The following is a 22,978-nucleotide window of genomic DNA, read 5'->3' as shown; positions in this document are numbered from 1 at the left end:
CCGACCTGATGCGTTCATCGCTGCATGCACTGACCTTGCTGCTGCTGTCCCTGACCGTCCACGCTGCCGAAGTCGACCGGCGCATCGCGGTGACCATCGACGATCTGCCGTGGGCGCGTCTGGATGAAATCGTGCCGGCCGATCTGCAGGCACGCCATGCCGCACTGATGGCGCAGCTGCGCCAGGCCGATGTGCCGGTGGTGGGCTTCGTCAACGAAAACAAGCTGGAAGTGGATGGCCAGGTGCAGCCGGCGCGCGTGCAGATGCTGTGCGACTGGCTGGATGCCGGCTACGAACTCGGCAACCACACTTGGTCGCACATGGACCTCAACGCCAAAGGCGTAGCGGCATTCCAGCAGGACTTCCTGCGTGGCGAGCAGGTGCTGCGACCGCTGCTGGCCGAGCGTGGACAGACGCCGCAATGGATGCGCCACCCTTACCTGCGTGCGGGCCGTACGCCGGAAGACCGCGTGGCGATGGACGTGTTCTTCAAGCAGCACGGCTACCGCGTGGCACCGGTGACGGTCGACAACGGTGAGTGGGTATGGGCCTTCGCCTATGCCAACGTGATGAACGAGCAGTCCGATTCACCCCAGCGCGAGGCGACGCTGGCGAGCCTGCGCAAGGGCTATGTGCCGTACATGCTGAACAAGGTGGATTACTACGAGCAGCAGTCGCAGGCGCTGCTGGGGTATGCGGTGCCGCAGGTGTGGCTGATGCACGCCAACGAGCTCAACGCGGCGACGTTCGCCGAGCTGGTGGCGGCCACCAGGCGCCGTGGTTATCGCTTCGTGTCGCTGCAAGAAGCCGTGCGCGACCCCGCCTACGCGCGCGGCGCCGAGGGTTACAGCGGTCGCTATGGGCCGAGCTGGCTGCACCGCTGGGCGATGGCCGAAAACAAGCCCAAGGCGTTCTACGCCGGCGAGCCGGAAGTGCCGAAGTGGGTGATGAAGCTGGCCAAGGTGGACGGCGAGTGAGCGTCAGCGCTTGACGGCCAGCACGCCATCGAGCGCCAGCTCGGCCTTGAAGCCGGCCTTTTCCAGGCGCTTGGCGACCTCGCGTGGGACGTCGCGGCCGCTGGTCAGCTTGTTCGGCGCGCCGGTGTAGTGGAACAGGCGGCCGCCCTTGCGGATGACGCGGGCGAGATGGTCGTAGAACACCTGCGAGTACAGTTCGCCGGCAATGCCGAAGCGCGGCGGGTCGTGCAGGATCGCATCGACGCTGTTGCTGGCGACCTGTTCGATCTGCTGCGAGACGTCGCCGTGGCTGAAGTGCAGGCGGCCGCCCGCGGCGGCTGAGTCAGGATCGGGCGACCACGGATTGAGCGTGCGCAGCCACATCACGTCGGCGTTCTTCTCGAACGAGCGGATCTGGCCGACGCCGGCCTCCAGTGCGCAGGCGGCGAAGTAGCCAAGCCCACCGCAGGTGTCGAGGAGGCTTTTGCCCGCCGGGGCGACCAGCTCGACCTTGCGGCGCGCGTCCTCGAACGGCGACAGCTTGGAGGTCGGCAGCATCTTGATGCCGTCGATCTCGAAGGTCGGTGCGCCCCACTCGGTCGGCACCAGCTTGATCAGCGAGCCGCTGAAGCGGGAGATGGAGCAGAACTCCTCGCCATCCCAGTAGTACAGCGTGCGGTCCTTCAGCTTGCCCGGCCACGGGTAGTGCTGGCCGCGGAAGGTGAATCCCTCGGCATCCAGCTGTACCGCCGCTTCGCTGCGGCCCAGATCGAGCGAGCCCAGCCATTTGGTGGCGCCCTTGTCGTGGGCACGGCGCAGGGTGTCAGCGCTGTCGCGGGTCAGCAGGGGGCCGGAGTAGTGGGGCACGGTGCGTACAGGGGTGGTTCGGGGGAGGGCATGGTACCGCAGGCGCTGTGCAGCCGAGCCGGACATGGGCGCGGCGCTACCGCAGGTCGGTGCAGCTGAATCCGTGGATGGTTCCCTCTCCCGAGATGAGGCCGACGCCTCGCGAGGGCTGCATTCCCCGCAACGCGCACGAACGGCGATGGACATCCTGGGTGGCGGCTGGCTGCCGGTCGAAGTCGTAGCGCATGCTGCCGTCTTCCTGCAGCAGCCAGTGCACGGTTACGCGCTCGGCGCGTTGCCCCTCGATCTCCCAGTCGAAGGTACGCATCACCACGATCTCGCCATCAGCGGTCTCACGCACCTCGTCGTAAGCACCCTGGGTCTTTGCAACGATTGCGGCCAGCAGGAGAAGAGCGGTCATCGGAATTCCTCCTCGAAACCGGCAGCGTGTGCCAGCGGCATCGCTGAGGCCATGGGAAGAATTGCAATCTGGCCGCTACTGGCACTTCACCGCATACACCGGCCCGGCGCCGATCAGCAGCAGCGCCATGTAGTCGCTGTCGCGTGCCCGGGCCTTCAGTGTGGCGCCGTCCTTGACGCGGAAGATGCCGAAGCCGCCGGCCATCCGGATCAGCGCGCTGTCGATCTGGTCGGCGTCATCGCGGAAGTACTGCTGGATGTCGCTGCGGCTGGCCTTGTACAGCGCATTGGGTTCGCGCTGCCAGTGGCCATCGCGTTCGAACGAGACGAAGTACTGGCCTGCTTCCTTTTCGATGCGGAACTCGGCGGACTTGCGCGGGCTGGTGGCGAAGCAGCCGAGCATCGGGTCGGAGGAGAACGGCAGCTGGGTATCGCCGGAACAGGCCACCAGCAGCAGGAGGGCACCGGGCAGCAGCAGGCGGAGCGTGCGCATGGGATGTCCCGACGGGGCAGGTGCGGCCAGTGTAGGCAGCACGCAGCCGTGGCCGGTACAGATTTTCGGCAAGAACCGTCGCCCTGCTGGCGTCACGCGCTGCGGTGGATCTCCACGGTGATGTGCACCAGTTCCTCGTGGATCGCCAGCGCCTGGCGCACGGTATCCGGATCGAGCGTGGCATCACTGGTGACCACGCTGGCGGCGACGGCGTACTTGCCACGCCCCACCTGCCACACGTGCAGGTCGGCCAGGCGTGCCGGCCACGGACCCTGCTCGATCACTTCGCGTACCTCGGCCACCACCGGCGCATCCATCTGCGCGTCGAGCAGGATGCGGCCGCTGTCGCGCAGCAGGCCGATTGCCCACACGGTGACCAGTACCGCGCCGACCAGGCCCATCACCGGATCCAGCCAGGTCAGGCCGAGCAGCTTGCCGCCCAGCAGGGCGACGATGGCCAGCACCGAGGTGGCGGCGTCGGCCAGCACGTGCACGTAGGCCGAACGCAGGTTGAGGTCGTGGCCGTGGGAATGGTCGTGGTCGTGATCGTGGTGATGACCATGATGATCGCCATGGTCGTGCCCGTGTCCATGGTGGTGATGGGCGTGGCCCGGACTGTCATGCAGCCACCATGCGCACAGCAGGTTCACACCCAGGCCGACCGCGGCGATGGCGATGGCTTCGTTGTAGTGGATGGGCGCGGGCACCCACAGGCGTTCCAGCGATTGCACGGCCATCAGCGTGGCGACGCCGAGCAGGGCGATGGCGCTGGTATAGCCGGCCAGGATCTCGATCTTCCAGGTGCCGAAGGCGAAGCGCGGATCGTGCGCGTAGCGCCGTGCGCAGCGGTAGGCGAACACCGACAGGCCCAGTGCCAGCGCGTGCGAGCTCATGTGCCAGCCGTCGGCCAGCACGGCCATGGAGTTGAACCACCAGCCACCGACGATCTCCACCAGCATCATGCTGACGGTGAGCCACATCGCGCGGCGGGTGTTGCGTTCGGCCAGCGGATTGCCGTCGTCGAAGCGGTGCTCGTGGCGGCGGGCGGCGGCGAGGGCGTCCAGGTGCATGGCGGCGGTCAGGCTTGGGTAGATACCCCCATAGGGTATATGATTCCGCAATGGCCCATGTACACAGAAATCGAAAGCAGCTGCTGACCCGGGTGCGCCGCATCGGCGGGCAGGTGGCGGCGCTGGAACAGGCATTGAACACGCCCGAGGGCGAGACAGGCGACTGCGCCGACGTGCTGGTGCAGGTGGCGGCCGTGCGTGGCGCTGCCCACAGCCTGCTGATGGAACTGCTGCACGAGCATCTGCAGGAACACGTGGTGGGCGCGGAAGACCCGGCGCAGCGGGCGGCCGAAGCCGAGGTACTGGTGGAACTGCTGCGGCGTTACGGCAAATAGCTGGGTAGTGCCGGCCGCTGGCCGGCAACCTCATGACCTGCGGACGTAGCCTGCAGTTGTCGGCCAGCGGCCGGCACTAGCTTCTGCGGTGCCGGTGCTGCGCGTTCCACAGGTGCGTGGCGGCCAGCAGCAGGCTGCCGGTGACCGTCAGCGGGGTCTCCCAGGCGTGCGAGGGCAGTGCCAGCGCCCCGGCCATCAACAGCGCCAGGCCCAGGCCCGCGCTAAGCCATGCCAGCGCAGGCAGCGGTTGGCGGCGTTCGGCGCGCCACAGGGCCAAGCCGGTGATTGGCAGCGCGATGGCCACGAAGACCAGGTGCACCCACTCCGCTTCGGCCCAGACGCCGAACAGCGGCAGCGCGGCCGCCAGCAGGGGCAGGGCCAGGCAATGCAGCAGGCACAGGCTGGACAGGGCGACGGCGCCGGCATCAAGCAGGGCGGCAGAGGGCGACTTCATGCGGGGAGTTCCTTGCGCGACAATTGTTATACAGTAACATTTCCATTCCGCAGCCAGCCCGCTCCGACATGAACACTGTTTCCCGCGTCGACCGCCGCCTTCCGGTCACCGTGCTTTCCGGCTTCCTTGGGGCCGGCAAGACCACCCTGCTCAACCAGATCCTGCGCAACCGCGATGGCCTGCGGGTGGCGGTGATCGTCAACGACATGAGCGAGGTCAACATCGATGCGCAGCTGGTGCGCGATGGCGGCGCCGAACTGCGTCGCACCGAAGAGACGCTGGTGGAGTTCAGCAACGGCTGCATCTGCTGCACGCTGCGCGACGATCTGCTGCAGGAGGTGCGGCGCCTGGCCGACAGCGGCCGCTACGACTACCTGCTGATCGAATCGACCGGGATCGGCGAGCCGATGCCGGTGGCGGCGACCTTCGCGGTGCGCGACGAACACGGCTTCAGCCTGAGCGATATCGCACGGCTGGACACGATGGTGACGGTGGTGGATGGCAGTGCCTTCCTGGCCGATTTCGGTTCCACACTGCGCCTGGCCGAGCGCGGTCAGCAGGCGGGGCCGGATGATGACCGTGGCGTGGTCGACCTGCTGTGCGAGCAGGTGGAATTCGCCGATGTGATCGTGGTCAGCAAGGTGGACCAGGTGGACGACGAGGTGCTGCAGGACACGCTGGCCGTGCTGCGCGGCTTGAACCGCGACGCGAAGCTGCTGCTGTCCAGTTTCGGCGACGTGCCGCTTGCCGAGCTGCTGGATACCGGCCGCTTCGATTTCGAGCGCGCGCAGCAGGCCCCCGGTTGGGTGAAGGAACTGCGTGGCGAGCACACGCCGGAAACCGAGGAGTACGGCATCGGCAGCTTCGTCTATCGCTCACGGCGGCCGTTCCATCCCGCCCGCTTCGCGCGCACGTTGCAGCACGGCATGCCCGGGGTGATCCGCAGCAAGGGCTGGTTCTGGCTGGCCAACCGCATGGACTGGGTGGGTGAGTTGAACAGTGTGGGCGCGGCCACACGCACCCAGGCGGCGGGCTTCTGGTATGCGGCGCGCGAGCGGGTGCGCGCCGGCCAGGAGGACACCACGCCGCTGCTGCCGCCAACGCCGCTGCCTTACAGCGATCTGGGCTGGGCCCGGCAGCAGGCCGACTGCTGGAGCGCGCCGCTGCCGGACGTACGGGAATTCCCGGACGCGGCCGCGCACTCGGCGATGGCACGCCTGTGGCATCCGCTGTGGGGTGACCGCCGGCAGGAGCTGGTGGTGATCGGCGTGCACATGGACGAGCGTGTGGTGCGGTCGGCCCTGGATGCGTGCCTGCTGAACGACACCGAGCTGCAGGCCGGGCCCTTGCTGTGGCAGCAGATGCCGCAGGCGTTCCCGGTGTGGAAGCGTTGATGCGTCTGCGCCATGCGTGGATGAAAGGCTGGCAGTAGATCCACGCCACGCGTGGATGAGAGGCTGGCAGTAGATCCACGCCACGCGTGGATGAGAGGCTGGTAGTAGATCCACGCCATGCGTGGATGAATGCCTGCAGGAGCCGAGCACCCGCTCGGCCCTACAACGCATCGCGCCACCGCCAACCTGCATCACCGACCTGCAGCACCTGCGTTGGCCGCAGGGCCTGCAGCAGGTGAGTGTCATGGCTGACCATCAGCAACGCCCCCGGCCACGCCGCCAGCAGCTCTTCCAGCGCCTGCAGCGCAGCAAGGTCCAGCGCGTTGCCCGGCTCGTCCAGCAGCAGCAGCTGCGGGGCAGGATCGGCGTACAGCACGCTGGCCAGCGCACCCTTCACCCGCTCGCCATCGCTGAGGCCGCTGGCCGGGCGCTGGACGCGCTGCGCATCCAGGCCCAGCAGGGCAAGACGCGTACGCAGTTCACCCGCATCGGCCGCGGGATTCGCAGCGCGCACGGCATCGAGAATGCTCTGTTCACCTGCAAGCCCCAGCAGTTGCTGGTCGAGCAGGGCCAGCGGCGCATGCCGCTGCACCTGACCGCTGCGCGCCGCCAGCTGCCCGGCCAGCACGCGCAGCAGCGTCGACTTGCCGCTGCCGTTGTCGCCCACGACGGCGATGCGCTGGCCGCGCCGGATCTCCAGCTGCAGCGCCGCGTCGCAGCCATGCGGCAGCACCAGATCGTGCGCCTGCAGCAGGCGGGCCTGGCCACGCTCGCCTTCGCCACTGAACAACGCCAGTTCTGGCGTCACGTGTACTGCCGCAGCGGCGGCGCGCACCTGCGCTGCGCTGGCCTGCAGGCGATCACTCTGGATCCGCTGCGCACGGCCGTGGCTGGCTTCGGCGCGCTGCTTCTGCCGACCGAGCAGGATCGGTGCCTGGTTGGCCTCGCGCGCTTCGCGGTTGCCACGTGCCTGCCGCTGCTGCTGGCGCTCGTTCTGTTCCCGCGCGCTGCGTTGCTGCTGCCGGTGCTGGGCACGGGCATGCTCCAGCTGCGCGGCGGCGGCCTCGCGTTCGGCGGCGCGTGTGTCGGCATAGTGCTGCCACGGTCCGCCGTAACGATGCAGGCCGTGCGCGTCCAGTTCGACGATCTGCGCCATCTGCGCGAGCAGGCCACGGTCGTGGCTGATGGCCAGCAGGCCGCCCTGCCACTGCTGCAGCTGTGCGTACAGCTGGTGGCGATGCCGGGCGTCGAGATGATTGCTTGGCTCGTCGAGGATCAGCCAGTCCGCGCCGCTGGCCCACGCGCCGGACAGCGCCACCTGCATCGCCTGGCCGCCACTGAGCCGGGACGCGGGCTGCGCCGGATCAAGGTCGGTCGGCAACTGCATCGCCTGCCACTGCTGCTGCAGGCGTTCGCGCAGGTCCCAGTGGTCGCCCACGCAGGCGAAATCGGCTTCATCGATGCTGCCTGCTTCGATGCGCGCCAGTGCCGCCAGCTCGGCGCCGACGCCGGCCAGTTCACCCACCGTGCCACGTGGCGGATAGCCCGGCGTAGGCAACAGGAACACCTGGCCACTGCGGTGCACGCGGCCATCGTCGGGCGACAGCTGGCCGGCGAGCAGGCGCGCGAGCACGCTCTTGCCGGCGCCATTGGCGCCGACCAGCCCGGTGGCCACCGGTTCAAAGGAAAAGGACAGATCGGAAAACAACGGTCGGCCATCGGCCAACCGATACGACACGCGATCGAGCGTGAGGGAATGCGAAGTCATGCGACCTCCATGGATGCCTGGTTCTCCCCTGCGCGCAGGGGCGGGAAGAGTCGGGCCGTCTAGTGCGAAGACGGCGGCATCACTGGCGCATTGGTCGCGAGCCTCGGTGGGGAATGAGCGGGCAGTATAGCGCCGCGAGCTGAATGGTCGCGGCCGTGGCGCTGGGTTACGGCACCGTATCCAGCCGGGCGCCGACAAATTCGATGAACACCCGCAGCTTCGGCAGCACGTGGCGGCCGGAGGGCCACAGCAGGTGGAAGATGCCGCAGGAATGCACGTGCTCTTCCAGCACGGTGACCAGCCGGCCATCGGCCAGTGCATCGCGCACCGAATGCACCGGCACGAACGCCAGGCCTCCGTCGCGCAGCGCCAGTGCCACCCGCGCTTCGATGGTGTTGGCGACCAGGTGCACCGGCAGATCCTGTGCTGTTTCGCCTTCGGGCCAGAGGATCGGCCATGGCTCGAGCTTGCCGGTGCTGGGGAAGCGGTAGTGCAGCAGGCGGTGCTGCAGCAGGTCGGCCGGCGTGCGTGGAACGCCATGCCGTTGCAGGTACGCCGGCGATGCAACCACGCGGCGTGGGAACACCCCGAGGCGGCGTGCGGTGAGGCGTGAATCGCTGGGCTCGCCAACGCGCAGCACGGCGTCGAAGCCTTCCTCGATGACATCGACCAGGCGATCGCAGAAATCCAGCTCCAGCCGGATGTCCGGGTAGGCCGCCATGAACTCGGCCATCAGCGGCAGGGTCAGGTCGCCCACCAGCGGCAGGCTGATGCGCAGGGTGCCGCTGGGGGTTGCATGTTGCTGGGCCAGTTCGGTGCGTGCGGCATCGCGTTCGTCGAGGATGCGGCGGCAGCGTGCCAGGAACAGCTGGCCCTCGGCCGTGAGGGTGATGCTGCGCGTGCTGCGGTGGAACAGGCGCACGCCGAGTGCGTGTTCAAGCCGGGCCACGCACTTGCCGGCGGCCGAGGCGGAGATGCCCTGCACGCGGCCGGTGTCGACGAAGCTGCGGGTGTCTGCGGCGTGGACGAAGGTCTGCAGGTTGGCCAGGTTGTCGAGGACGGACATGGGGAAGGTCGCTGCGAAAGTGGGCAGGGTAGGGCGCGGCAGTCCGGCCCGCTTACGTGGCCCGCGCAACACTGCGGTGCGCGGGCCTGGAGGGTCGCTGCGGCCCAGTGGTTCCGGGCATCATGCCGATTGCGGACCTTGCGGTCCATGATGCACGGAGCCCCGCCCCGCTTTTTGCCGGTGCCGGAGCTGCCTACCGTGGCGGGCCTCTCTCCACGGATCACCCCGATGACACTCGCCCTTCCTGTTGATACCGCACCGGCTCTGCCCGCGGTGAGCGCACTGCTACAGACCGTGCATCCGCAGCGCCTGGTCGGTGCGGTGGTACTGGTGCGCGAGCACGGCGTGCTGCGCCACGCCAGCGCCAGTGGCCTGGCCGACCGTGAATCGAACACGCCGATGCGCCGCGACCACCTGTTCCGGCTGGCCTCGGTGAGCAAACCGCTGCTGACCACGGTGATCCTGCGCCTGGTAGCCGAGGGGGTGCTGGACCTGGACGCGCCGGTGCAGCGCTGGTTGCCGGCGTTCCGCCCGGCACTGGCCGATGGCAGCCGCCCGCCGATCAACCTGCGCCAGCTGCTCAGCCACAGCAGTGGGCTGGGCTACCGCTTCCTGGAAGCCGATGCCCAGGGGCCTTATGCGCAGGCGGGTGTGAGCGATGGCATGGACGCGAACCCGGTGACGCTGCAGCAGAACGTGCAGCGTATCGCGCAGGCACCGCTGTTGTTCGCGCCGGGCAGCCAGTGGCTGTACTCGCTGGGCGTGGATGTGGCGGGCGCCGTGGCTGAAGCGGCCACCGGCGAAAGGTTGCAGGTGTTGTTCGACCGGTTGTTGGCGCAGCCGCTGGGCCTGCGCGACACCGCGTTCGCCACGGACGAGGGCGCTCGTCTGGCCACGCCGTATGTCAGTGACACGCCGCAGCCGCATCGGTTGCGGGAGGGCGAGGTGGTGCCTGCGTTCGAGGGATCGGTGGGCATCGAATACAGCGTGGCGCGGGCGACCGACTCACACCGCTATCCGTCGGCAGGCGCGGGGCTGGTGGGCAGTGCCGATGAGGTGATGGCCGTGCTGGAAGCGTTGCGCGATGTGCGCGCCTCGCAGCTGCTGCCGGACAGCTTGGTTGCACAGATGGGAACCCCGCAGGTCGGCGAGCTGGGACCGGTTGATCCGCCGGGTTGGGGCTTCGGCCTCGGCTTTGCGGTGCTGCGTGATGCAGCGGCCAGCGGTACACCGCAGACCGCAGGGACATGGCGTTGGGGCGGTGCTTACGGCCACAGCTGGTTCGTGGACCTGGCGCGTGGCCTGAGCGTGGTCACGCTGACCAACACGCTGTACGAAGGCATGCATGGCGCGTTTGTCGATGAACTGCGCGATGCGGTGTACGCCGATCTGGAGACGCTGCGATGAGCGGCCACGCAATTGATGCAGGGGCTCCGGCGGGTGAAGCAACGCGCTTGCCGTGGCGCGGGCTGCTGGCACTGGCCGGTGGTGGCTTCATCACCCTGCTGACCGAAACGCTGCCAGCGGGCGTGCTGCGGCCGATGGGCGAAAGTCTCGGCGTCAGCGATGCGGCCGCAGGGCAGCTGGTGAGCGTGTATGCACTGGGCTCGGTGCTGGCTGCGTTGCCGATGACCGCGCTGACCCAGCGCCTGCCACGTCGTCCGCTGCTGCTGGCGGCGATTGCCGGCTTCATGGTGGTCAACACCGTGACCGCGCTGAGCCACGACTACGTGCTGACCCTGGTGGCGCGCTTCCTGGCGGGTGTGGGCGCGGGCCTGCTGTGGTCGCTGGTGGCCGGCTATGCCGCGCGCATGGTGGTGCCGGAACTGCAGGGAAGGGCGATCGCGGTAGCGATGATCGGCTCGCCGCTGGCGCTGTCGTTGGGAGTGCCGGCCGGCACCTTGCTGGGCCAGCAGATCGGGTGGCGCTGGGCGTTCGCGTTGATGAGCGTGCTGGCGGTGTTGCTGCTCGGCTACGCCCGATGGGCGCTGCCCGCGTTGCCGGCGGCCGGTGCAGGCCGGCGCATGTCGCTGGGCTCGGTCTGGCGCATGCCCGGCATCCGCAGCACGCTGCTGGTGATGGTGCTGTACGTGCTGGCGCACAACGTGCTGTACACCTACATCGAGCCGTTGGCAGTGCAGGCCGGCGCCGGGGCGTGGCTGGACCGGCTGCTGCTGGCATTCGGCATCGCCGCGATCGTGGGTATCGCCATCGCCGGCTGGGGCGTGGACCGCCACCTGCGCGCGCTGGTGTGGGCCAGCGTGATCGGCTTCGTGATGGCGGTGGCTTCGCTGCTGCTGTGGCCAGGCGTGCCGGGCGTGCTGCTGCTGGTGACGATCCTGTGGGGCGTCGCGTTCGGTGCGGTACCCACCCTGTTCCAGACCGCCCTGGCCCGCCGCGCCGGTGCCGCCGCCGACCTGGCGCAGTCGATGCTGGTGACCGGCTGGAACCTGGCCATCGCCGCCGGCGGCGTCGGCGGCGGCCTGATGCTGCAGGCCAGCGGCGCCCAGCACCTGGCCTGGCTGCCGTTGCTGCTGCTGGTGGTGTGCGGCCTGTGGGTCTGGGCGCGGCCGAAGGCCTGGACGTAGGGGTCGATCAAGGGTGACGGGGTTGCCGGCCAGCGGCCGGCACTACCCCGGCCGAAGCTCAACAGTGCGCGCGAGCGTAGCGACCCGGTGAGGCGCTGACGAAATGTGTCCGGCCAACCCACGAACAGCTTTATGCGACCCACCACGAGGGGCGGCGCCGTTCGCCGGCTACTCCCCCGCCTGCTCGCGCTCGAACGGCACGCTGCGCGGATTCTGCATGTGCTCCCGCGCCGCACCGTACTGCTGCTGGCGCTTGCGGTGGAAGGCGATGAACTCATCGCGCGGCAACGGCCGCGAGAACAGCCAGCCCTGGCCGAACTGCACGTGCTGGCTGTGCAGGTAGGCCAGCTGCGCTTCGGTTTCCACGCCTTCGGCCACCACCCACAGGCCCAGCTCGCGGGCCATGCCGATGATGTGCGGCGTGACCGGGCTGGTCGCGCTTTCGGTGCCGATCGCATCGACGAAGGACTTGTCGATCTTCAGTGCATCCAGCGGCAGCTGCTGCAGGTACTGCAGGCTGGAATAGCCGACGCCGAAATCATCGATGGCCACGCTGTGGCCCGCGCGCCGCGCCGCGGCCAGCATGGTGCGGGCACGGTCGATGTCGAGGAAGCCATGCTCGGTGGCCTCCAGCCAGATCTGCTGCGGCAGGATGCCGCTGCCGGCCATGCGCTGGGAGATCACCTTCAGCGCACGTCCGCTGCTGATGTCCTCGGCGGCCAGGTTGATCGCGATGTGTGCAGTGCGATCCTCGGCCAGCAGCTCGCGCATGTCGGCAACCACGTTCTCGATCACCAGATCGGTGATGGCCGCAATCATCCCGGCTTCTTCGGCCAGGGGAATGAACAGGTCTGGACGCACCTGGGTACCGTCGGGGCGTTGCCAGCGCACCAGCGCTTCGGCGCCAACGCAGATGCCGGTATCCAGTTCGATGATGGGCTGGTAGTGCAGGTAGAGTTCGCGGCGACGGATGGCGATGCCCAGTTCGCCACGCATCGACAGCCGGCGTCGTGACAGCCAGATCACCAGGCCGGCACCGGCGGCGGCCATCAGCAGACCCAACGGCACGAACAGCCACGCCTGCTGCCGGAAGGTGGCGGCCAGCGCGGTGCGGGGCGCTGTTGCGATCGCCAGCCATTCACCGCTGCGCGCGCTGGCATACAGGGTGTCGCGGTCAAGCCCATCCCCAGGTTCGCGCAGCAGCTGCTGCAGCAGGTCAGGGTCCATGCCATCCTGCTGGCTCAGCAACCGTCCATCCGGACTTGCCAGGGCCAGCCGCACGTCCGGATCGACGATGACGTCGACGAAGCGCCGAGGGTCGACCAGCACGTCGTAGGACCCGTACATCATGGACAGCATCGGCCGTCGGCCAGCCGCCTCGGGGCGCACGTTGACGGTGATGCCGGCGCCATCGCTGGTGACGTGGTCCGGCGTGGGCTGGTCCACATCCTGCTGGAACGGTCCCCACGACGTGCAGCGCAGCTTGCCGCCCTCGAAGTAGCCCATCTGGTCCGACGACGGCGTGGTCATCACCAGGGTCTGCATGCGCTGGATGTGTTCGGCCCCGCAGGGCGGCAGCACGGTGGCCTCGGCCGACTTCAATGCCGCCAGCGCTTCCTGATAGGACACTTCGGTACGGCGCAGGCTGCGCTCGGCGATGGCATGCAGCCGCTGCTGTTCGACACTTACGGCACGGTCCCAGGTGGCATAGACCATGACCGCGATCGGCACTGCAGCGGCCAGCACGGCCAGGACGGTGCCGCCGATGATGACCCGCAGTCGGCTCATGACCGGGGCTCCAGAGAGGTGTGCAGGGCTGGGCACATGGGCGGGGCCGGTCCTTGGGCGATGGCGGTATATGAACACGGCGCAGGGCTGGGCGGAATGGGACAAAGGCGGTAACGGGTCACATTGTGGTGAAAGTGACAATTGCTGACGGCCCTGGGCCGTCCGGCGCTGGCGTTGTGACAGCGGGAGGACTACCGTCGAATGCTTCACCCGCCCCTTCCAGCGCCCATGACCGAGCCCGCCACGCCCCCCGAGCACCTGCGCCGCAGCCTGTCCAACCGCCACCTGCAACTGATCGCCATCGGCGGTGCCATCGGCACCGGCCTGTTCATGGGTTCGGGCAAGACCATCAGCCTGGCCGGCCCGTCCATCGTGTTCGTCTACCTGATCATCGGCGCGATGCTGTTCTTCGTGATGCGGGCGATGGGCGAGCTGCTGCTGTCCAACCTGCAGTACAAATCCTTCATCGATTTCTCCACCGATCTGCTCGGGCCGTGGGCCGGGTTCTTCTGCGGATGGACGTACTGGTTCTGCTGGATCGTCACCGCCATCGCCGACGTGATCGCCATCGCCGCCTATGCGCAGTTCTGGTTCCCGGGACTGGAAGCGTGGAAACCGGCGCTGGCCTGCGTGATGCTGCTGCTGTCGTTGAACCTGGTGACGGTGAAGCTGTTCGGCGAAATGGAGTTCTGGTTCGCGCTGATCAAGATCGTGGCGATCTGCGCGCTGATCATCACCGGTGCTGGACTGGTGGCCTGGGGCTTCACTTCGCCCAGCGGCCACACCGCATCGCTGTCGAACCTGTGGAATGACGGCGGCATGTTCCCGATGGGCCTGGTGGGTTTCTTCGCCGGTTTCCAGATCGCGGTGTTCGCCTTCGTCGGCATCGAACTGGTGGGGACCACCGCTGCGGAAACGGCTGACCCCGAGCGCAACCTGCCCAAGGCGATCAACTCGATCCCCGTGCGCATCATCATCTTCTACGTGCTGGCGCTGATCGCGATCATGGCGGTGACCCCATGGCGGCAGGTGGTGCCGGACAAGAGCCCGTTCGTGCAGTTGTTCGTGCTGGCCGGCATTCCCGCCGCCGCCAGCCTGATCAACTTCGTGGTGCTGACCTCGGCCACGTCCTCGGCCAACAGCGGCATCTTCTCCACCAGCCGCATGCTGTATGGGCTGGCCGAGGAAGGCCACGCGCCACGTGGCCTGTCCAAGCTCTCGCGCGCTGCAGTGCCGGCACGGGGCCTGCTGTTTTCCTGCCTGTGCCTGCTGGGCGGCACCCTGCTGATCTACCTGATCCCCAACCTGGTGACCGCCTTCACCTTGGTGACGACCCTGGCGACGGTGTTGTTCATCTTCGTCTGGTCGCTGATCCTGGTGGCCTACATGATCTACCGCCGCCGCTACCCCGAGCGCCACGCGGCCTCGATCTTCAAGATGCCCGGTGGCGTGGCGATGTGCTGGGCCTGCCTGGTCTTCTTTGCTGCGGTACTGGTGCTGCTGAGCCTGCAGGCCGACACCCGCCAGGCGCTGATCGCCAGCCCAGCGTGGTTCGTGCTGCTGGGCGCCGGCTATTGGCTGCGGCGGAAGATGGCGCAGTAGTCAGCAAGACCCTCGCCAACAGATCAACGGCCTCGGTGAGTCCCATCCACGCATGGCGTGGATCTACACGTATCGACCAAGGTCGACACCCACCAACAGCCGCGTGGTCGACACCCGGCAACAGCAGCACAGAACACCGTTCCCAGATCGCGGAAATCTGTCGAAGGCGGGGTGGGTCCGGTTGCGGGGGCGTGAGCCGCATGGATGCGGCGACCGAGCTTACAGGGACGTACTTGCAGCGCCCCCCGCAACCGGACCCACCCCGCCTACCTTCAGGAAGCCAGCTTCTGCTGTTGCTTCGGCTGTTGCTGCGGCCGTTGCGTCTGCGGGTGCCGGGCGCCGCCCGGCCGAACCCCCATTCACTCAGTGTTAGCGGCCGCAGCCGGATCATCCCGCCGCCATGTCCCTCCGTCCCGCCCTCGTCGCGCTGTTGCTGCTGTCTGGCCTGTGGCCGGGGCTGGCCGCTGCGCGCACGATCTATCGCTGCGTCCAGGGCAACACGGTCAGCCTGGCCACCGCACCGGAGCCCGGCTCGCGCTGCACGCCGAAGGAGATCGACGACAGTGCCGTGCAGACTCCCAACCTGTGGGGCAACATGGGCGTGTTCAGTGGCGTGCTGTACGAGCGCGAGCAGGACGGCAAGCTTGTCTATTCCACCCGCAACCTGCCCGGCTCGCGGGTGTTCCTGAAGTTCACCGTGGCCACACCGCCGGGCGAACCGGCGCATGAAGGCCTGGGCAAGGTCGGCAAGCCGCAGCTGGCCCAGCACGCAAAACAGTTCAAGGCGGCGGCCAAGGCCACCGGCGTGGACGATGCCTGGTTGCGGGCGATCGCCCACGCCGAGAGCAATTTCGACGCGCTGGCGGTGTCCAGCAAGGGCGCGCAGGGGGTGATGCAGCTGATGCCGGACACCGCGCTGGAATATGGCGTGCGCGATCCGTTCTCGCCGCAGCAGTCCATCGACGGCGGCGCCCGCCATATGCGCGCGCTGCTGCGTCGCTACAACGGCGACCGCCCGCTGGCAGCGGCGGCCTACAACGCCGGCATCGGTGCGGTGGCGCGCTACAAGGGCGTGCCACCGTATGCCGAAACCCTGGCCTATGTGGACAAGGTGATGGCCCTGTACACCCGCTATCGCGAGGCGATGGGCATCCGTATCGAAGTGCCGGCGAAATGACCGGCGATCAGCGCGATGTGGAAATGCTGTAGAGAGGGTAGCGCTCAATCCGGCCGACGCGGTTGATCGCGGCACGCACATCGGCACGCTGTTTCAGTTCGCGCCAGCGTTCGTCGGCCACCCGCTCCGCAGGCAGCGAGGGATACACGCGCATGTCCTGCAGGCTGAGCAGTGCGTCGGTGCGATCCTCTGCGGATTCCAGTTGGCTTATCAGCGCGGCTGCGGCGGCCTCCATGTCGCCTTCTTCAATCAGCAGCTCCATATGGATCTGGGGTGCGTCCTTGCGGTGGCTGACGATTTCCGCGCGCGCGGCCGCCGCTGCCGCCGGATCGTTGTTCTCGCGCGCATGCACGAAGGTCAGGTAGGCGCGCGCCGCCAGCCCGAAGGGCGACAGCCCGTCCATGCCGGCAAGCAGGGTGTCGCTCTCGCGTTCGTGGCCAGTGGCAGACAGCATGAAGGCCAGGTTCATGCGGTGCTCGGCCGCGTCCGGGCCAAGGGCACCGACCGCATCGGTCAGTCGTGCGGCCGCCACCGAGTCGTCGATGCGATCCAGCCGGCGCAGTGCCAGCGTGCGGTAGTCCAGCAGCCACGCCAGCCACGTTGCCTCCTCACCCGCAGGACGCTGGCCGGCACTGACCATCCGCGCCATGTCATCGGTGAACTGCACGATCTGCTCGTTCTCGCCCACCATCAGCTGGATGAAGCCGAACGCAGCCAGCTTGGCATTCAAGCGGCGGTCGAGCAGGCCCGACACGCGCAGGTCATCCAGCTTGCGCTGTGCCACCTGCTGCGGATCGAACCGCGGATCGCGGCGATCGACGTAGCGGTCGAAGCGCTTGTCGCTGCGCAATGCGATCACCTCCAACGGTGTATCGATGCGGGCAATCGTGGCAGCTGCCTCTGCGCTGTGGCCGTGCTCGACCTGCAATGTCGCCAGCACCAGCCATAGGCCGGTGGGTTCAACGCCATCCCCCGTCCACTGGTTGTCGAACAGGCTCTTCAGCAGGGCCATGCGTTGAGCCGGCTGCGCACGCAGCGTGTACTGCAGGTAGCTGACGGTCTGCGTATCAACCTGCACGGGGGCATCTGCATGGGTGGCCGCTTGCAGCAGGTGGAGGGTTGCGGCGGCGGTATTGTCCTCGGCCAGTTCCACCGATACCAGGGTGGCCAGCGTGGCCGGGTCGTTCGGCAGCGCGGTCAGTGCCTGCTGCAGGTAGCGGCGGGCAACGCCGGGGGCATCCTGCATCAACGCGGTGGCACCGGCGATCTGCGCGCTGCGCCCACGCACGGCGGGTTCGAGACGGGCGAACAACGGATCGTCCATCAGCCGTTCGAACGCGATCATGGCACCCAGCATGTTGCCGCTACCGGCCATCATCAACGCCGACTCCCACCGTTGCTGGTAGGCGGAAAATGGGGTATCCGCAATCTCCTGCGCTGGCGCCTCGGGATGGGGCTCGACGGCGTGTGCAGATGCTGCCGCCAGCACGGCGAGCAGCAGCGCGGCGAGAGGCAGGGTAGGTCGGGACATGGCGGCATCCATCCTTGGAAAGTGCGTTGATTTGAATGCGAAGTGCGTTGATTTGAACCCGCAAAGGGCTGCCACCACAAGCACCCCCGCATTTGCAGCGGCGCGGCCTTGGCAGCCGGGAGTGCAGCGACTATCGTCTGACCCTCTTCACGGTCTGGCAGGCGAACAGGAACGATGGCACGGCGGCATTGGATGGCGGCAGGCGTAGTGGTGGCAACAGCGGTGGCCCTGGCGGCAACCTGGTGGGAATTCCCCGCCTCCGGCCCGCAGGTGCCGGCTGGCCCTGTACCGACGCCGCTGGGCTGGACCGCACAGATCGAGCTGCTGGCCGGCGACGGTCATCCGGGTGATCGCGATGGCGCCTCGGCGCAGGCACGCTTTGCCGACCCCTACGCGCTGCTGGCCAGTGCCGATGGCAGCGTCTACTTCACCGATGCCGGTGACAACAACCGCATCCGCCGCCGCCTGCCCGATGGCCGTATTGAAACTGTAGCGGGGCAGGGCGAGGGTCGTGTTGATGGGCCTGCCCTGCAGGCAAGTTTCAACACGCCTTCGGGTATTGCCGCCGATGCGCAGGGCAACCTGTATGTGGCCGACACCGGCAATCACGCGATCCGGCGCGTCAGTACCGATGGACAGGTGACGACGCTGGCCGGTGGCCAGCAAGGCTTCGCCGATGGTCCTGCCGCGCAGGCGCGCTTCGATGGGCCGATGGGCATCGCCGTGGATGCGCAGGGACAGGTCTATGTGGCTGATACCTGGAATGACCGCATCCGGGTGATCGGTACCGATGGCAACGTGCGTACGTTGGCCGGCGGCGACCGCCCGGGCTTCGCCGATGCGCTTGGCGCTGACGCTCGTTTCGATACGCCGGTGGCGCTGGCCTTCGATGCGCACGGCGCACTGCTGGTGGCCGATCTGTTCAACAACGCAGTGCGTCGCGTCGGCGCCGATGGCATGGTCAGCACCGTCGTTGGCCGCGGGGAGGTCATCAATGGCCCGCTATCACTGGCCACCACGCATGACGGCGTGCTGTACGTGGGTGACCTGGATGGACGCATCGTGCAGGTGACCCCGCAGGGGCATCAGCTGGCACTGCTGGGCAATGACCGCCTGCCACGCCTGGCGCGCCCCAGCGGTCTGGCGGTGGAGGCCGACGGCACCCTGCTGGTGGCCGATTCCGCGGCGTATCGCCTGCATCGCCTGCGCCCGTTACCGGTGGGTGAGCTGCCCGCACCGGCGCTGGTGGGCCCGGCCTCGGATGCGGCGCTGCCGGACAGTGGCGGACGCTGGCCACTGGCACCGCAGGATGGCTGGCACGAAGTGGTGGGCACGCTCGGCGAGGTGCGCGGCACCTTCCAGGGTGAGAGCCGCCACCACCTGCACGGCGGTTTCGATGTGCGCGGCGATGTCGGCCAGACAGTACTGGCGATCGCCGAGGGCAAGATCAGCAGCCCGATTGCCGCCTGGAGCCTCGGTGGGCAGGCTGAGGGCCTGGCCGTGGACCGGTTGAAATACATCCACATGCGCGTCGGTCGCACGCCACGCGGCGAACCGTTCGACGCGCGCTGGCAGCCGCTGTACGCCGAGGACGGCACGCTGGAGCGCATCCGCGTGCGCCGTGGTACACGCATCCACGTCGGCGACCGCCTGGGCAGCATCAACAACCAGGCGCACGTGCACCTGGCCGTGGGCAATGGCGGTTTCGAGACCAATGCGGTGGCGCTGGGGTTCAAGGGCTATGCCGACCACTTCGCGCCGCGCATCACCGATGTGGCGCTGCTGGACGACAACGACCAGCCACTGGCCGCCGGCAGCGATGGCGTGGTGATGCTGGCCCGGCAGGGACGCGGCGTGCAGATCGTGGTGGAAGCCTGGGACCAGGTGGACAACAACCTGCCACGTCGCCGGCTGGGGCCGTACCAGGTGGGCTACCAGATCCTCGATGCCGCTGGTCAGCCGCTGCAGGGCTACGAGCAGCCGCGCTGGAACATCGTCTTCAACCGCATGCCGCCGCAGAAGCAGGCGGTGAAAGTGGCTTACGCACCCGACAGCGGCATCACCGTGCATGGCAGCGCGGTCACCCGCTTCCGTTATCTGGTGACCAACACCGTGCGCGATGGGCTGATGGAAACCGGGCGCTGGCAGCCGGCGGCGTTGCCGCCGGGCGAGTACATCGTGCGTGCCAGTGCACGCGACTACAGCGGCAACGAAGGCGTGGGCCCGCGCGACATCAGGGTACGGCTGCTGCCCTAGCCGCGGCCGGGGCGCCGCAGCGTTCGCGCTCGGCGTCCATGTCTTCCAGCGGGCGCACCTCGATGCTGCCGAAGCGCGCCCACGGGAAGCCCTGGGCGATACGCATGGCCTCATCGCGGTCACGGGCCACGATCAGGTTGAAGCCGGCCAGCAGTTCGCGGGTTTCGGCGAAGGGGCCATCGAGTACCCGGCTGTGGCCATCGCGCACGCGCAGGGTCTGCGCCGATTCGATCGGCTGCAGTTTCTGCGCGGCCAGCAACGTGCCTTCGGCCTGCAGTTTGTCGGCATGGGCGAGACAGTTGCGCATCAAGGTATTGAAGTCATCGATGGGCAGTGTGCGCAGCAGTGACGGGTCGATGTAGATCAGAAGCAGGTACTGCTGCATGGCGGAGTCCTGGCGGGGGCGGGGGTCCATGATCGCGCAGGTTTGCGCGGGGGCATGCTGCACTGCGAAAGGCAGAGCGGGAAGAGCGCCTTCGGCGGGGATCGGCGAACGGCGGGGCCCCTCCGTGGTGGGGTTGGTCGTGAAGAGCTGCATCTCTGCGGGTTGGCCGGGCAGGTGGGCTGCGCAGGGGACGCCGTGAATACGTCCTTGTAGGCTCGGGCGCGCCATCCATGGCGCTTACGCCCCTGCGCAACCCACCCGCCCGGCCACGGACAGGTTCCTGCGGCGTCCACCACGGGAAATCACAGGAAAAGGCAAACGCGGGTCGCTTCGCTCGCAAAGCGAAGGTTGCCAGCCAACCGCTTTTGCTGTTGCTGTTGCTTCTGCCTTTTTTCTTGATCTTCCCGTGGTGGTTCGGCCACCGGGATCTGTCTGGGGCTGGGCGGGTGGGGTTGGCGGGGTATCCGCGCCATGGATGGCGCGGCTAAGCCTTATCTGATTGGAATCTGGCAACGTAGGTGTCGAGAGCCGGCGTGGGCCGCCGTGTAAGCCTGGATCTCGACGATCGCCATGGAGCTTGGCGCCCACGCCGGAATCTCCCTTGATCCGCCCGAACAGTTGCTGGAGCTGACACTCGCAGTGATAAGACTGGGCAAGCGGGGGAGCTCTCGACCCTTCCAGACTATACGGAGTCCGGTGATGAACGGGATCGGGATTGATGTAAGCAAGCGCCAGTTGGACGTTGGCACGACAGACGGACAGACCCTGCAGGTCAGCAATAGCCGCTCCGGCTTTGCTGAATTGGATCTCTGGCTGAGGAAACGCCCAGCCGGCCAGATCGTGCTGGAGGCCACCGGTGGCTATGAGCAATCCGTGCTGGACTTCCTGCACAACGTCGGTCATCCGGTGGTCCGCGCCAACGCGCTGCGGGCCCGCAGGCTGGCCCAGGGGATGGGGCAGATGGCCAAGACCGACCGCTTGGATGCCTATGCATTGGCGCAGATGGCGGCCTTGGTGAAACTGCCGTCCTATCAGCCATTGGAACCTTGGCAGCGGAAGATGCGGGAATTTGTGCGGGCACGCCGACAGGCGATGCACACGCTGACCGTAGCGCGGCAGCAGCAGCAAATGGTGACTGATCGTGAATTGCGCCGACTGCTGCTGGCCAATATCACCTGCCTGCAGACGATGGTTGAACGCCTGGGAAAACAGATTGCCGAGCAGGTTGCCCAGCAACCTCAACTGGCTGTCCTGAAGTCGATGAAAGGTGTTGGCCCGGGCCTGCAGGCAGTGTTGGCCAGCTATCTCCCCGAGCTGGGCAAGATCAGTGGCAAGGCCGTGGCCAGCCTGGTCGGTGTGGCCCCGATGTCCCATGACAGCGGGACCATGCGTGGCAAACGAAGCATCCATGGCGGCAGGGCTGAGATCCGTCAGGTGCTCTACATGGCCAGCATGTCGGCCATGCGGCATGAACCTCGCCTGCGGGACTTTTACCAGTCGCTGCGAGCGCGGGGCAAGGAAGGCAAAGTGGCCATCGTGGCGGTGATGCGGAAGATGCTGGTGATTCTCAACGCCCGTATGCGTGACGCTCAAGGCGGATCGATCCCCGCCTGAAGTCACCTCGGGCATACCTCAAGAGGCTGCCGGCCAGCGGCCGGCACTACCGTGCCCGTTTACCGGAAGGGATGGCGCTCCTCCAGCAACACAGTTGCTCCAGGGACGGATTCACGGCGTCCCCGCCAATCCCACCCGCCCAGCCTTCACTCGGAAACCCAGCTTTCAGCGACCAACCCCACCCCACCACGGAGGGGGCCCCGCCGTTCGCCGATCCCCGCCGAAGGCGCACTCTCCGCAGGAAAAATAATTTGCACGACGGTGTCGATCCTCGCGCCCCTGGTTCGTTGTAAGAGGGAAGGGCACGCACCCGCAGCCCAGCGGAGACCGCAATGAAAGTGATGGTGATCGTCAAAGCCAACGCCGATTCCGAAGCCGGGCGCATGCCCAGCGAACAGGAACTGGCCACCATGGGCGCCTACAACGAACAACTGGTGGCCGCCGGCATCATGCTCGCCGGGGAAGGCCTGCATGCCACCCAGCGCGGCCGGCGCGTCCATTTCGGCGGCGGTACGCCCCGGGTCGAGAGCGGCCCGTTCGGCCCGGCCGGCGAGCAGATCGCCGGGTTCTGGCTGTGGGAGGTGCGCTCGCTGGACGAGGCCACCGAATGGGCCAGCCGTGCGCCATTCGGTGCGGGCGGTGCGCTGGAGCTGCGCCCGTTGATCTCCGCCGAAGACTTCGGCGAAGCCTTCACCCCTGAATTACAGCAGCAGGAACAGCGTCTGCGTGAGCAGCTCGACCGTGCCTGAGCACGGCTGCGCATTCATCCCATCCTACGGAGCATCCCCATGAAACTGATTCCCTTCCTCGGCTTCAGCGGCCAGGCCCACGACGCAATGGCGTTCTACGCCAAGGCACTCGGCGGCCAGGTCACGTCGGAGATGAAGTACCGCGACATGCCGCCGTCCGACGGCTCGCCGGGCTGCAATGAAATGCCGGCCGACACCCTCGACCATGTGGCCCACAGCCAGCTGGAGATCGGCGCGGCGATCCTGATGGCAGCCGATGGTCCCGGCGGCGGCGAGGGGGGCTCGACCACCATCAACGTCGACGTGGACAGCATCGAAGAAGCCGAGCGCGTTTTCGCGGCGCTGGCCGAGGGTGGCCAGGTGCAGATGCCGATCGCCGAAACCTTCTGGGCCCACCGCTGGGGCATGTTGACCGACCGCTACGGCAAGCCGTGGATGGTCAACTGCATGAAGCAGTCCTGAGTCCTCATTCTTTCATCCACAAGG

General features: G+C 67.6%; 21 protein-coding genes. 11 read left to right on the top strand and 10 right to left on the bottom strand.

Features of this window, described 5'->3' with window-relative positions; all coding sequences use genetic code 11:
* The first annotated feature begins 8 nt into the window (after positions 1–8).
* Entirely contained in the window at positions 9–977 is a 969-nt protein-coding gene (locus K5K93_RS10505) for a polysaccharide deacetylase family protein (RefSeq protein ID WP_222387836.1), read from the top strand.
* Positions 978–980: 3 nt separating this feature from the next.
* On the opposite strand, the gene K5K93_RS10500 is transcribed toward K5K93_RS10505, so the two are convergent.
* The 4 genes from K5K93_RS10500 to dmeF all read right to left on the bottom strand — a co-directional run bounded on the left by K5K93_RS10500 (position 981) and on the right by dmeF (position 3,785).
* Positions 981–1,823, bottom strand: a complete 843-nt coding sequence (locus tag K5K93_RS10500) for an MnmC family methyltransferase (protein WP_222387835.1) — start codon at positions 1,821–1,823, stop codon at positions 981–983.
* Between the two features lie 76 nt (positions 1,824–1,899).
* Positions 1,900–2,223: a hypothetical protein gene (locus K5K93_RS10495; RefSeq protein ID WP_222387834.1), complete on the bottom strand. Its 324-nt coding sequence runs from the start codon at positions 2,221–2,223 to the stop codon at positions 1,900–1,902.
* A gap of 75 nt (positions 2,224–2,298) precedes the next feature.
* Positions 2,299–2,715, bottom strand: a complete 417-nt coding sequence (locus K5K93_RS10490; protein WP_222387833.1) for a hypothetical protein — start codon at positions 2,713–2,715, stop codon at positions 2,299–2,301.
* Between the two features lie 92 nt (positions 2,716–2,807).
* Positions 2,808–3,785 (bottom strand): CDF family Co(II)/Ni(II) efflux transporter DmeF, encoded by a 978-nt coding sequence (gene dmeF / locus K5K93_RS10485; protein WP_222387832.1) that lies wholly within the window; start codon positions 3,783–3,785, stop codon positions 2,808–2,810.
* Between the two features lie 50 nt (positions 3,786–3,835).
* On the opposite strand from dmeF, the gene K5K93_RS10480 reads away from it, so the two are divergent.
* Positions 3,836–4,120, top strand: a complete 285-nt coding sequence (locus K5K93_RS10480) for a metal/formaldehyde-sensitive transcriptional repressor (RefSeq protein ID WP_080150663.1) — start codon at positions 3,836–3,838, stop codon at positions 4,118–4,120.
* A gap of 76 nt (positions 4,121–4,196) precedes the next feature.
* On the opposite strand, the gene K5K93_RS10475 is transcribed toward K5K93_RS10480, so the two are convergent.
* On the bottom strand, positions 4,197–4,574 hold the full coding sequence (locus K5K93_RS10475; protein WP_140226302.1) for a MerC domain-containing protein: 378 nt from the start codon (positions 4,572–4,574) through the stop codon (positions 4,197–4,199).
* Between the two features lie 68 nt (positions 4,575–4,642).
* On the opposite strand from K5K93_RS10475, the gene K5K93_RS10470 reads away from it, so the two are divergent.
* Positions 4,643–5,968, top strand: a complete 1,326-nt coding sequence (locus tag K5K93_RS10470; protein ID WP_222387831.1) for a GTP-binding protein — start codon at positions 4,643–4,645, stop codon at positions 5,966–5,968.
* A 160-nt stretch (positions 5,969–6,128) separates the two neighbouring features.
* Here the strand turns inward: K5K93_RS10470 and K5K93_RS10465 are convergent, their stop codons facing one another.
* On the bottom strand, positions 6,129–7,736 hold the full coding sequence (locus K5K93_RS10465) for an ATP-binding cassette domain-containing protein (protein ID WP_222387830.1): 1,608 nt from the start codon (positions 7,734–7,736) through the stop codon (positions 6,129–6,131).
* A gap of 166 nt (positions 7,737–7,902) precedes the next feature.
* Entirely contained in the window at positions 7,903–8,802 is a 900-nt protein-coding gene (locus tag K5K93_RS10460) for a LysR family transcriptional regulator (RefSeq protein WP_033830227.1), read from the bottom strand.
* 228 nt (positions 8,803–9,030) lie between these two features.
* On the opposite strand from K5K93_RS10460, the gene K5K93_RS10455 reads away from it, so the two are divergent.
* Both K5K93_RS10455 and K5K93_RS10450 read left to right on the top strand, forming a co-directional pair.
* Positions 9,031–10,209 (top strand): serine hydrolase domain-containing protein, encoded by a 1,179-nt coding sequence (locus tag K5K93_RS10455; protein ID WP_222387829.1) that lies wholly within the window; start codon positions 9,031–9,033, stop codon positions 10,207–10,209.
* Positions 10,206–11,390 carry an MFS transporter gene (locus K5K93_RS10450; protein WP_222387828.1) on the top strand — a complete coding sequence of 395 codons (1,185 nt, stop codon included), beginning with the start codon at positions 10,206–10,208 and terminating at the stop codon, positions 11,388–11,390. Before K5K93_RS10455 ends, K5K93_RS10450 begins: the two co-directional genes overlap by 4 nt.
* A gap of 168 nt (positions 11,391–11,558) precedes the next feature.
* On the opposite strand, the gene K5K93_RS10445 is transcribed toward K5K93_RS10450, so the two are convergent.
* The gene (locus K5K93_RS10445; protein WP_222387827.1) at positions 11,559–13,178 is read right to left on the bottom strand and encodes an EAL domain-containing protein; all 1,620 of its coding nucleotides are present in this window, start codon (positions 13,176–13,178) and stop codon (positions 11,559–11,561) included.
* A 228-nt stretch (positions 13,179–13,406) separates the two neighbouring features.
* Between K5K93_RS10445 and cycA the strand changes: the two genes are divergently transcribed.
* Both cycA and K5K93_RS10435 read left to right on the top strand, forming a co-directional pair.
* The gene (gene cycA / locus K5K93_RS10440; protein WP_222387826.1) at positions 13,407–14,780 is read left to right on the top strand and encodes a D-serine/D-alanine/glycine transporter; all 1,374 of its coding nucleotides are present in this window, start codon (positions 13,407–13,409) and stop codon (positions 14,778–14,780) included.
* 400 nt (positions 14,781–15,180) lie between these two features.
* Positions 15,181–15,957, top strand: a complete 777-nt coding sequence (locus K5K93_RS10435; RefSeq protein ID WP_222387825.1) for a lytic transglycosylase domain-containing protein — start codon at positions 15,181–15,183, stop codon at positions 15,955–15,957.
* A gap of 7 nt (positions 15,958–15,964) precedes the next feature.
* Here the strand turns inward: K5K93_RS10435 and K5K93_RS10430 are convergent, their stop codons facing one another.
* A complete protein-coding gene (locus tag K5K93_RS10430; RefSeq protein ID WP_222387824.1) occupies positions 15,965–17,488 on the bottom strand; it encodes a hypothetical protein in 1,524 nt (507 codons plus the stop codon).
* A 174-nt stretch (positions 17,489–17,662) separates the two neighbouring features.
* Between K5K93_RS10430 and K5K93_RS10425 the strand changes: the two genes are divergently transcribed.
* Entirely contained in the window at positions 17,663–19,744 is a 2,082-nt protein-coding gene (locus tag K5K93_RS10425) for an NHL repeat-containing protein (protein ID WP_222387823.1), read from the top strand.
* On the opposite strand, the gene K5K93_RS10420 is transcribed toward K5K93_RS10425, so the two are convergent.
* Positions 19,722–20,129: a YciI family protein gene (locus K5K93_RS10420; protein WP_222391045.1), complete on the bottom strand. Its 408-nt coding sequence runs from the start codon at positions 20,127–20,129 to the stop codon at positions 19,722–19,724. The genes K5K93_RS10425 and K5K93_RS10420 overlap by 23 nt on opposite strands.
* Positions 20,130–20,828: 699 nt before the next feature.
* Here K5K93_RS10420 and K5K93_RS10415 point away from each other — a divergent pair.
* The 3 genes from K5K93_RS10415 (at position 20,829) to K5K93_RS10405 (ending at position 22,954) form a co-directional block, all read left to right on the top strand.
* The gene (locus tag K5K93_RS10415) at positions 20,829–21,743 is read left to right on the top strand and encodes a transposase (RefSeq protein WP_222387822.1); all 915 of its coding nucleotides are present in this window, start codon (positions 20,829–20,831) and stop codon (positions 21,741–21,743) included.
* 332 nt (positions 21,744–22,075) lie between these two features.
* Complete coding sequence (locus K5K93_RS10410) at positions 22,076–22,492, top strand: YciI family protein (RefSeq protein ID WP_117309414.1); 417 nt, start codon at positions 22,076–22,078, stop codon at positions 22,490–22,492.
* 39 nt (positions 22,493–22,531) lie between these two features.
* Entirely contained in the window at positions 22,532–22,954 is a 423-nt protein-coding gene (locus K5K93_RS10405; RefSeq protein ID WP_222387821.1) for a VOC family protein, read from the top strand.
* Positions 22,955–22,978: the final 24 nt, after the last annotated feature.

Source organism: Stenotrophomonas sp. DR822 (genome assembly GCF_019793815.1).
GTDB lineage: Bacteria > Pseudomonadota > Gammaproteobacteria > Xanthomonadales > Xanthomonadaceae > Stenotrophomonas > Stenotrophomonas indicatrix.
This window is presented reverse-complemented; position numbering and strand designations above follow the sequence as displayed.

Bases quoted from the DNA above. Each gene is read 5' to 3' on its own strand.
- K5K93_RS10505 (WP_222387836.1), top strand. From the start codon at position 9: ATGCGTTCATCGCTGCATGCACTGACCTTGCTGCTGCTGTCCCTGACC.
- K5K93_RS10495 (WP_222387834.1), bottom strand. From the start codon at position 2,223: ATGACCGCTCTTCTCCTGCTGGCCGCAATCGTTGCAAAGACCCAGGGT.
- K5K93_RS10490 (WP_222387833.1), bottom strand. From the start codon at position 2,715: ATGCGCACGCTCCGCCTGCTGCTGCCCGGTGCCCTCCTGCTGCTGGTG.
- dmeF (WP_222387832.1), bottom strand. From the start codon at position 3,785: ATGCACCTGGACGCCCTCGCCGCCGCCCGCCGCCACGAGCACCGCTTC.
- K5K93_RS10480 (WP_080150663.1), top strand. From the start codon at position 3,836: ATGGCCCATGTACACAGAAATCGAAAGCAGCTGCTGACCCGGGTGCGC.
- K5K93_RS10475 (WP_140226302.1), bottom strand. From the start codon at position 4,574: ATGAAGTCGCCCTCTGCCGCCCTGCTTGATGCCGGCGCCGTCGCCCTG.
- K5K93_RS10470 (WP_222387831.1), top strand. From the start codon at position 4,643: ATGAACACTGTTTCCCGCGTCGACCGCCGCCTTCCGGTCACCGTGCTT.
- K5K93_RS10465 (WP_222387830.1), bottom strand. From the start codon at position 7,736: ATGACTTCGCATTCCCTCACGCTCGATCGCGTGTCGTATCGGTTGGCC.
- K5K93_RS10460 (WP_033830227.1), bottom strand. From the start codon at position 8,802: ATGTCCGTCCTCGACAACCTGGCCAACCTGCAGACCTTCGTCCACGCC.
- K5K93_RS10455 (WP_222387829.1), top strand. From the start codon at position 9,031: ATGACACTCGCCCTTCCTGTTGATACCGCACCGGCTCTGCCCGCGGTG.
- K5K93_RS10450 (WP_222387828.1), top strand. From the start codon at position 10,206: ATGAGCGGCCACGCAATTGATGCAGGGGCTCCGGCGGGTGAAGCAACG.
- K5K93_RS10445 (WP_222387827.1), bottom strand. From the start codon at position 13,178: ATGAGCCGACTGCGGGTCATCATCGGCGGCACCGTCCTGGCCGTGCTG.
- cycA (WP_222387826.1), top strand. From the start codon at position 13,407: ATGACCGAGCCCGCCACGCCCCCCGAGCACCTGCGCCGCAGCCTGTCC.
- K5K93_RS10435 (WP_222387825.1), top strand. From the start codon at position 15,181: ATGTCCCTCCGTCCCGCCCTCGTCGCGCTGTTGCTGCTGTCTGGCCTG.
- K5K93_RS10430 (WP_222387824.1), bottom strand. From the start codon at position 17,488: ATGTCCCGACCTACCCTGCCTCTCGCCGCGCTGCTGCTCGCCGTGCTG.
- K5K93_RS10425 (WP_222387823.1), top strand. From the start codon at position 17,663: ATGGCACGGCGGCATTGGATGGCGGCAGGCGTAGTGGTGGCAACAGCG.
- K5K93_RS10420 (WP_222391045.1), bottom strand. From the start codon at position 20,129: ATGCAGCAGTACCTGCTTCTGATCTACATCGACCCGTCACTGCTGCGC.
- K5K93_RS10415 (WP_222387822.1), top strand. From the start codon at position 20,829: ATGAACGGGATCGGGATTGATGTAAGCAAGCGCCAGTTGGACGTTGGC.
- K5K93_RS10410 (WP_117309414.1), top strand. From the start codon at position 22,076: ATGAAAGTGATGGTGATCGTCAAAGCCAACGCCGATTCCGAAGCCGGG.
- K5K93_RS10405 (WP_222387821.1), top strand. From the start codon at position 22,532: ATGAAACTGATTCCCTTCCTCGGCTTCAGCGGCCAGGCCCACGACGCA.